This window comes from uncultured Methanobrevibacter sp. (assembly GCF_902774605.1).
Taxonomy (GTDB): domain Archaea; phylum Methanobacteriota; class Methanobacteria; order Methanobacteriales; family Methanobacteriaceae; genus Methanocatella.
In genome coordinates this window covers 1-6,720 of the sequence record NZ_CACYJE010000076.1, presented here as the reverse complement: position 1 = coordinate 6,720, position 6,720 = coordinate 1, and the positions used below count along the sequence as shown (strand labels likewise).

At 35.4% G+C, this 6,720-nt stretch carries 12 protein-coding genes; all 12 read right to left on the bottom strand.

Annotated features, from left to right (window positions below):
* A partial coding sequence (locus QZU77_RS10135; protein WP_295603738.1) for a DUF3194 domain-containing protein occupies nt 1-163 on the bottom strand: 163 nt, incomplete at its 3' end.
* A 37-nt stretch (nt 164-200) separates the two neighbouring features.
* Entirely contained in the window at nt 201-548 is a 348-nt protein-coding gene (locus tag QZU77_RS10130) for a prefoldin subunit beta (protein ID WP_295603736.1), read from the bottom strand.
* 35 nt (nt 549-583) lie between these two features.
* The gene (locus tag QZU77_RS10125) at nt 584-850 is read right to left on the bottom strand and encodes a KEOPS complex subunit Pcc1 (protein ID WP_295603734.1); all 267 of its coding nucleotides are present in this window, start codon (nt 848-850) and stop codon (nt 584-586) included.
* Complete coding sequence (locus QZU77_RS10120) at nt 843-1,328, bottom strand: Brix domain-containing protein (protein WP_295603732.1); 486 nt, start codon at nt 1,326-1,328, stop codon at nt 843-845. Before QZU77_RS10120 ends, QZU77_RS10125 begins: the two co-directional genes overlap by 8 nt.
* Before the next feature lie 44 nt (nt 1,329-1,372).
* On the bottom strand, nt 1,373-1,504 hold the full coding sequence (locus QZU77_RS10115) for a DNA-directed RNA polymerase subunit P (RefSeq protein WP_295603730.1): 132 nt from the start codon (nt 1,502-1,504) through the stop codon (nt 1,373-1,375).
* Between the two features lie 3 nt (nt 1,505-1,507).
* On the bottom strand, nt 1,508-1,777 hold the full coding sequence (gene rpl37A, locus QZU77_RS10110) for a 50S ribosomal protein L37Ae (RefSeq protein ID WP_292743952.1): 270 nt from the start codon (nt 1,775-1,777) through the stop codon (nt 1,508-1,510).
* Between the two features lie 221 nt (nt 1,778-1,998).
* Nucleotides 1,999-3,483 (bottom strand): IMP dehydrogenase, encoded by a 1,485-nt coding sequence (gene guaB / locus QZU77_RS10105; protein WP_295603727.1) that lies wholly within the window; start codon nt 3,481-3,483, stop codon nt 1,999-2,001.
* Nucleotides 3,484-3,497: 14 nt separating this feature from the next.
* Nucleotides 3,498-4,211, bottom strand: a complete 714-nt coding sequence (locus QZU77_RS10100) for a (5-formylfuran-3-yl)methyl phosphate synthase (protein WP_295603725.1) — start codon at nt 4,209-4,211, stop codon at nt 3,498-3,500.
* 160 nt (nt 4,212-4,371) lie between these two features.
* A complete protein-coding gene (locus QZU77_RS10095; RefSeq protein WP_295603724.1) occupies nt 4,372-4,746 on the bottom strand; it encodes a hypothetical protein in 375 nt (124 codons plus the stop codon).
* Between the two features lie 36 nt (nt 4,747-4,782).
* Nucleotides 4,783-5,163: a hypothetical protein gene (locus QZU77_RS10090; protein ID WP_295603722.1), complete on the bottom strand. Its 381-nt coding sequence runs from the start codon at nt 5,161-5,163 to the stop codon at nt 4,783-4,785.
* Nucleotides 5,164-5,524: 361 nt separating this feature from the next.
* Nucleotides 5,525-6,262: a CPBP family intramembrane glutamic endopeptidase gene (locus QZU77_RS10085; RefSeq protein WP_295603720.1), complete on the bottom strand. Its 738-nt coding sequence runs from the start codon at nt 6,260-6,262 to the stop codon at nt 5,525-5,527.
* A gap of 266 nt (nt 6,263-6,528) precedes the next feature.
* Nucleotides 6,529-6,720, bottom strand: a 192-nt coding sequence (locus QZU77_RS10080) for a hypothetical protein (RefSeq protein WP_295603718.1), incomplete at its 5' end; no start/stop codon positions are given.

The following is a 6,720-nucleotide window of genomic DNA, read 5'->3' as shown; positions in this document are numbered from 1 at the left end:
CAACATCAAGCTGCTCGTTTTCATAGCTTAAAACAATATCCAAATCCAAATCCTCAATTTCCTTAGCAGGCAAAGCCTTTGAAACCTCACGTTCAAGAATTTCACCAAAGTCATCAGAAATGGTTGCTAAATCATCCTGGGATAATACCTTAAGTTTTGACATAAAAATCTTTAAAAAAAGAAAATTAAAGGTTTAAGCCCTATTGGCCCATACCTTGCATTGCAGCTTGAATAGTAGTTTGCATCTCTTCGAGCTTTTTCATAACTCTTTCTTCCTGACGAGCCATGGTTTGTTTCCTTAACTGAAGGGTTTCTAATTTTTCTTCAGTGTCAGCTAAAGCGTCAGCATATTCTACTTTAATGAGTAAAGTACCAGCTTGTTTGAATACTTCAGTTTTCTCATCGCTTTTTTTGAGTTCTTCTAAAGCTTTTTCAGTTTCTTGAATTTGAACTTCAACGTTTTGAATTTGCATTGTTACTGCTTGAGCTTGTTGTTGTAATTGTTGAAACTGATTTAATTGTTGTTGAATATTTTCAGGAATCTCCATAATATCACCTAAACTTTTAATTATTTATATAAACATTATATTGTTAAATTATTTATCTGTAATGCTAAATTGATCCACTTGATGGCGGAGTTAACAGAAGCCCTAAATGAAGTTGAATCCTCAGCATCAATGTTGATTATGATGCTTGACCCCTCCAATTCAATTGTCATTGATGACCTGAAATCCGGAGCGGTTTCAAACTCGAGAAGTATTGACTCATAAACGATTTCCGCCTGATTGCAACTATCAAACTCGACAACTATATTGCTTTTGACGGATTCAAGAGGGCTTTCATCAATCATTTGAAACCCCAATGATCTTTTTAACGTTGACCTGGAATTTTAGCTTGTCGCCAAATTTGTTAATGAACTGGATTCTGGCCGGAGAATCATCGCTTTTAGCAATCAAAATGCAATTCTCCTCGGCGCTGTCCACCAAATCAAAATCGAGAATTTCACTTAAGACATTGAGTTCCTCGACCTCGGAGACTATTTTCAATTGTGATGGAGCAATGTTGGTCTTCTCGTTTTCAAGAGTCACTCCAATGAGAAGTGTGAGAAGCAATTCTCCCTTATTTGAATAGAATGAAATCCTGCTAGGATTGCCCTTGATTTCATTAACGACAGCCACATTGTACTCATCAACTTCCAACGCCTTGAGCAACAGCTCGCGCATGTTCATCTTTCCCCTGTTGACTGAGGTTGAATCGGTAGTGCGTGCTAAAACTTTACAGAACTTTCTAGTTTTTTGAGAAGGTTTTCTAGAAGTTGAAATTAACATTTAAATCAAAAATAGTAAAAAATTAGTAAAAGAAGATAATTGATTTATCTTGCTTTTATAACTCTGGTGGTTTCTGGAACTTCTTTAAATAAAATCCTATATCTGCATTTAGGACATTTATTTTCCATGTAGCTTTTATGGTCTACTTCTGCTCCACAACGTGGACACTTATACAAGGCCTATTCCTCCACTCTAATGTCTCTGATACTACGTGCTGCAGATTTTGCCATAGGAGTTTGTGGAACGTATGCTCCTCCGGTGAATACTGCACCACATTTTCTGCATTTCCAAATTCCAGCAGCTTGTCTTTTAACATATGGTCTATCACATTTAGGACAAACATGATTTTTTTTCATGTTTTCTTCAATGATCTTAACAGATCTTTTTGCTTTTCTTCCGTATCTTGCACCGAACCTTCCTGTAATACCCACTTTTTTAGTTCTTGCCATTTATATTCTCTCCGTAAATAATTAAAATTTAAAATAAACTGATTATTAAAATAATCATAAAATTATCTAATAATATAATATAAGATAATCTAATATTTAAATGTTTGCTTAAAATTAGTATTTTAAGTAAAAAATTACTTTTTGATGAGAAAAAATAATTACCTATAAATCTTAAATGCCATTTTTGGATTTCCCATCAAAAAAATTAAAATGCTATCCAACTAGTCGAGTGTTGGATAGTTAGGGCTTTCATTAGTAATCAACAGGTCATGAGGGTGAGATTCCTTAATACCGCTGCTTGTGATCCTAACGAAGTTTGCTTTTTCCTGCATTGCCTTAATGTCCTTAGCGCCACAGTAGCCCATGGATGATTTTAAACCACCAACCAATTGGAAGAGGATTTCAGAAACTGTTCCCTTGTATGGCACAGCACCTTCGATTCCTTCAGGAACATATTTGGTGTGGTTCATTTTACTTTTTTGACCTTGGAAGTACCTGTCTGCTCCACCGTCAAACTCACTGGTCATTGCACCCATTGAACCCATTCCACGGTATTTCTTGTATTGCTTACCGTTCATGACAACAATGTCACCAGGAGCTTCAAGGGAAGCTGCAAGCAAGTTACCGAGCATTACAGCATCTGCACCTGCACCGATGGCCTTTGCAACATCACCTGAGTATCTGATACCTCCGTCAGCAATGACCGGAATGCCTGAATCGGCCGCTGCATCAGCAACATCTGAAATTGCTGTAAGCTGTGGCACACCGACACCTGCAACGATACGGGTAGTACACATTGAGCCCGGACCGATACCTACTTTAAGGGCATCGACACCCATTGAAATTAAGTCTTCTGCTGCTTCAGCGGTTGCAATGTTACCTACACACAATTCAGCATCAATGTTGTCCTTGATTGTTTCAGTGAATTTTACAACATTCATGTTGTGTGCGTGAGCACAGTCGATTGAGATGATGTCAGCACCGGCCTGGTCAAGTGCCATTGCCCTGTCCAAATCGAATGGTCCGCATGCTGCTGCAACCAAAAAGTTACCGTCCTTGTCACGGGCAGCATTTGGGTATTGTGCCTGATTAAGTATATCTTTAATAGTAATGATTCCCACGAGCTTGCCGTCACGCACAACAGGCAATCTTTCAACCTTATTCTCGTATGCAATGTTCAATGCCTCTTCTGCTGAAACTCCCTCATCGACTGTCACAACATCTGAAGTCATTATATCCTTGATTGCGGTAGATGACTCATTTTTTAAGAATGGCCTGATATCCCTTTTTGAGATGATACCGAGGATTTCATCACCATCAACAACAGGCAGTCCGCTGATGAGCTCATGGCGCATGATGTTTTCAGCTTCAGCAACTGTAGAATCCTGAGAAATAGTTACAACATCGCGAATGGTTAAGTCTTCAGCGTTTTTGACCTTTTTAATTTCTTCAACTTGTCTTTCAAGTGTGATGTTTCTGTGTATAACACCTATTCCACCTTCCTGTGCCATTGCAATTGCAAGATCCGCTTCTGTTACGGTATCCATCGCTGCACTCAATACTGGAATGTTTAGTTTGATTCCCTTGCCTAATTCAATTTTAGTATCAATGTCCTTTGGTTCAACATAACTTGCATTAGGGGTCAGGAGAAAGTCATCAAATGTGTAAGACATTCTTGCTTCTTGAACTTTTTTTGAAAATGACATAAATAACACCTAAATTAGAATGAATTGATTAATTCTTTAAGCTCAGCTACAGCAGTATGGTGGATTTTACCAGTGTTTCTGTCTCCACCTACACAGGCAGCTCCTCTAATACCGACCACATCGCATCCGATATCATGCAATGGTTTCAATTGGTCTTTTTTAACGGATCCTGCAAGTGCAGTCATCAGGCCGTATCCGTGAGCTTCGTCTACGAATTCCTTTAACTTGTCTAAATCTAAATAATCGAATAATGTGTGACCGTCTTTAACTGCAGTGTCAAGCATTGCAAGGTCGCATCCTGCATCTTTTGCAACTTTTGGTATTTCCATAGGGTCAACCGCACCTACACGGTGTGCATCAGCGTAACCTGCAGCTACAATAATTGTATCTTCACTAATGTCTTTAACTGTTTTTACAACGTTTTCCATGACTTCAACAGCTTCGTCATGGTCTTTTGTTCCATATAATCCAACTTTAATGTAGTCCGCTCCGGAAACGTGAGCTCCCATTGCTGCAAGTGAAACTGTACCTGGCTTGTATGGCACATCCCCTAGGGTTGCGCTGACTAGTTTGTCTTCAGGAGTTAATTCCCTAATCTCTTTGATTACCCAAGGGAAATTAGCACCTAGAGAACCTTCCTTAGGATTTTTCACATCAACAATATCTGCTCCACCTTCAATTGATTCTAGAGCTTCTTCTCGATTTATAGGACTTATTAATAGAAGCATGTATTTCCTCCAATAAAATATAATTTTATAATATATTAATATTACTTTTTTATTATTTATAAAACTAATGTTTTAAGTGAAAATACCCTAAATATCTTATTAAAAAAATATTTTAAAGAAAAGTATAAATTAATGCCAAAATTTAAAAAAAAGGAAAAAATTAAAGACTTGCCTTTAACTCTTTAATTCTAGAAATAGGCAAACCAGTTAACTCATGAACCGCAGTCACATCATGATCAGTTTTCAAAAGCTTACAAGCAAAATTCTCAGTAACCTTTTTGGCTTCATCTTCACGAGCAAGCCTAATTTTCCTATCCAAACCATTCTCACAATATTTCAACATATTAACAGCCTCTAGTAATTTTTCTTGTTCGTATTCATCATCAATATATCTTAGAATATTCAGACACATTGCAGGAATTATTATACGTTTTTCATCATCTGGAATGCAGGAACACTCTTTAATATATCCACATATTTCTCTGACATAGTCTGCTTCAGAGATTGGGAGGTCAAATAACGGTAAATGAACCAAAAGCCCACATTCACTGTGGTCAAGTTCAATCTGGTTTTAAAATTTAGTTCTTAATTTATTTAAATATTTGTCTGCTTTGATTTTTTTAAGCTCAAGAACTATTGGCTTAAAACAGATGTTTTCCTCTGCCATAAGTCTTTTTTGATTTTTACCCTTTGAAAGGCAAGCAATGATGAACTTAATCTCCTTTGAAAAATCACAAAAAGTATCCTTGTGATAACCGTAGTATCTTATAAGATGACGGTCATTCAATATGCCGACATGCCCTTCAATTATAACTACCTTACCGGATTTTGTCAATCCCCTTATGTCTGTGAACTTGTTTTCAAGATTGAAATTGATTATTTCAGTTGGTAAAATTTGTATAATCTCCTCATTTTGACCGGTAACTTCCAAAAACGTATTTGCATAATTCAATTCGCAAATTTTAATATATTAATCTTGATTTTATATGAAAAAATAATGTTGCATCTATACCTAATGGGACAACTATTGCGTTGTTAAAACCATGGTTAAAATAATTAAAAAGAAAATCTATTAAATGAGCAAGAGGAATTGAAACCATACATTAAATTTAGCATTAATTAAATTAAAATGACATTTCCAAAATTTGATTTTTTTCAAAAACATGTAAAATATTCCAATACAGAATACGTTAAAAAAAAAGTAGGGAAAAATAATTCCCATTTTGACAATGAGTTTTACATTAATGCCCGTTAACTATTGATTCCCATCCGAAAAACCTATGAAAAATCCATCTTCAAAAAAGCGAATTCACCTATTCTTGAATTTCACCGAACCAATCCCATCTGTTGCCTATGTAATGCATAATTATGGCCAATAATATTAAAAAGACAATTGATGCAACAGTTTCCCACAATTGGGGCGATGATGTAGGTGTTATGATTCCCAACATCACAAACAGGCTAATTGAAAGGTTATTCGCTGTATGCAATGCGGAACTCACTTCCAAACCATTAGTTTTCCAGGCGAAAAATCCGAAAATAAGACCTGAAACAAAAATTTCAAACAATCCGAAAGTATTGTACCCATGAGATAATGCGAAAATGATGGATTGAAGGATTACCGCAACGATTGGTATTTTGAACCATGCGCCGAATGTTTGCATAATCAATCCACGGAATACCAATTCCTCCGCAATACATTGGAGAGGAAGAAATATAAGAATTACAATCAAATAGGAGAATGAAAGTTGGAATGTTCCTTCAGGACCTGTAATGGCAGCACTAATTGCATTAAAAATTATAAACAAAACTAATGGAATCGCCAAAGCCTTAAGATATAGCTTAAAGTTCCATCTTCCGCTTTTAGATATATATGAAGAAAATGACCTGTCCCTAACGATTTTAGAAGCAATATACAATGCAGGTATCATTACAATGACTCCCAAATCAGAATAGAGTTCTGCTAATGCATTATTTAAAACTTCATATCCTCCATTTACTAGGTTATCTACAAAGCTCAGACCATATAAATTGATAAAAATCTCATCCATTACTAGCTGAAATATTACCATTAAAATAAATCCTATTATAAACACGATTATTGGCTTGTACCACCTATATTTCTCAAAAGTTCTTGGAAGTGTGATAAAATCAGAAAATTCCTTATCGTTCATGATTATTTATTATTTAATGAAATCATTTAAATTTTTCAGTTAAATAATATTTGATTTTAAAAAAAAATGTTTCTTGAAATTTTGACTTGAAAGTTTATAAAAAAAGTAGAAAAAATGGGTGTTTAACACCCTAAATTTAAATTTTATTGTTTACGTCTTCTTAAAGGTATCAATACTAGAATAACTAGTATCAACATCAATATAGGATTACCAGTAGCCTTATCGTTGATAACTGCCTTGATTGGTTTTTTATCATCCTTATATATAGGAGTTGGAGTATCATCATTATGAGGTTTAGTGTCATTGTGTGAATCAGGAGTTTTATCTTCTGTAAT

Coding starts and splice junctions, on each gene's coding strand:
- QZU77_RS10130 (WP_295603736.1), bottom strand. CDS start 548: ATGGAGATTCCTGAAAATATTCAACAACAATTAAATCAGTTTCAACAA.
- QZU77_RS10125 (WP_295603734.1), bottom strand. CDS start 850: ATGATTGATGAAAGCCCTCTTGAATCCGTCAAAAGCAATATAGTTGTC.
- QZU77_RS10120 (WP_295603732.1), bottom strand. CDS start 1,328: ATGTTAATTTCAACTTCTAGAAAACCTTCTCAAAAAACTAGAAAGTTC.
- rpl37A (WP_292743952.1), bottom strand. CDS start 1,777: ATGGCAAGAACTAAAAAAGTGGGTATTACAGGAAGGTTCGGTGCAAGA.
- guaB (WP_295603727.1), bottom strand. CDS start 3,483: ATGTCATTTTCAAAAAAAGTTCAAGAAGCAAGAATGTCTTACACATTT.
- QZU77_RS10100 (WP_295603725.1), bottom strand. CDS start 4,211: ATGCTTCTATTAATAAGTCCTATAAATCGAGAAGAAGCTCTAGAATCA.
- QZU77_RS10085 (WP_295603720.1), bottom strand. CDS start 6,262: ATGGATGAGATTTTTATCAATTTATATGGTCTGAGCTTTGTAGATAAC.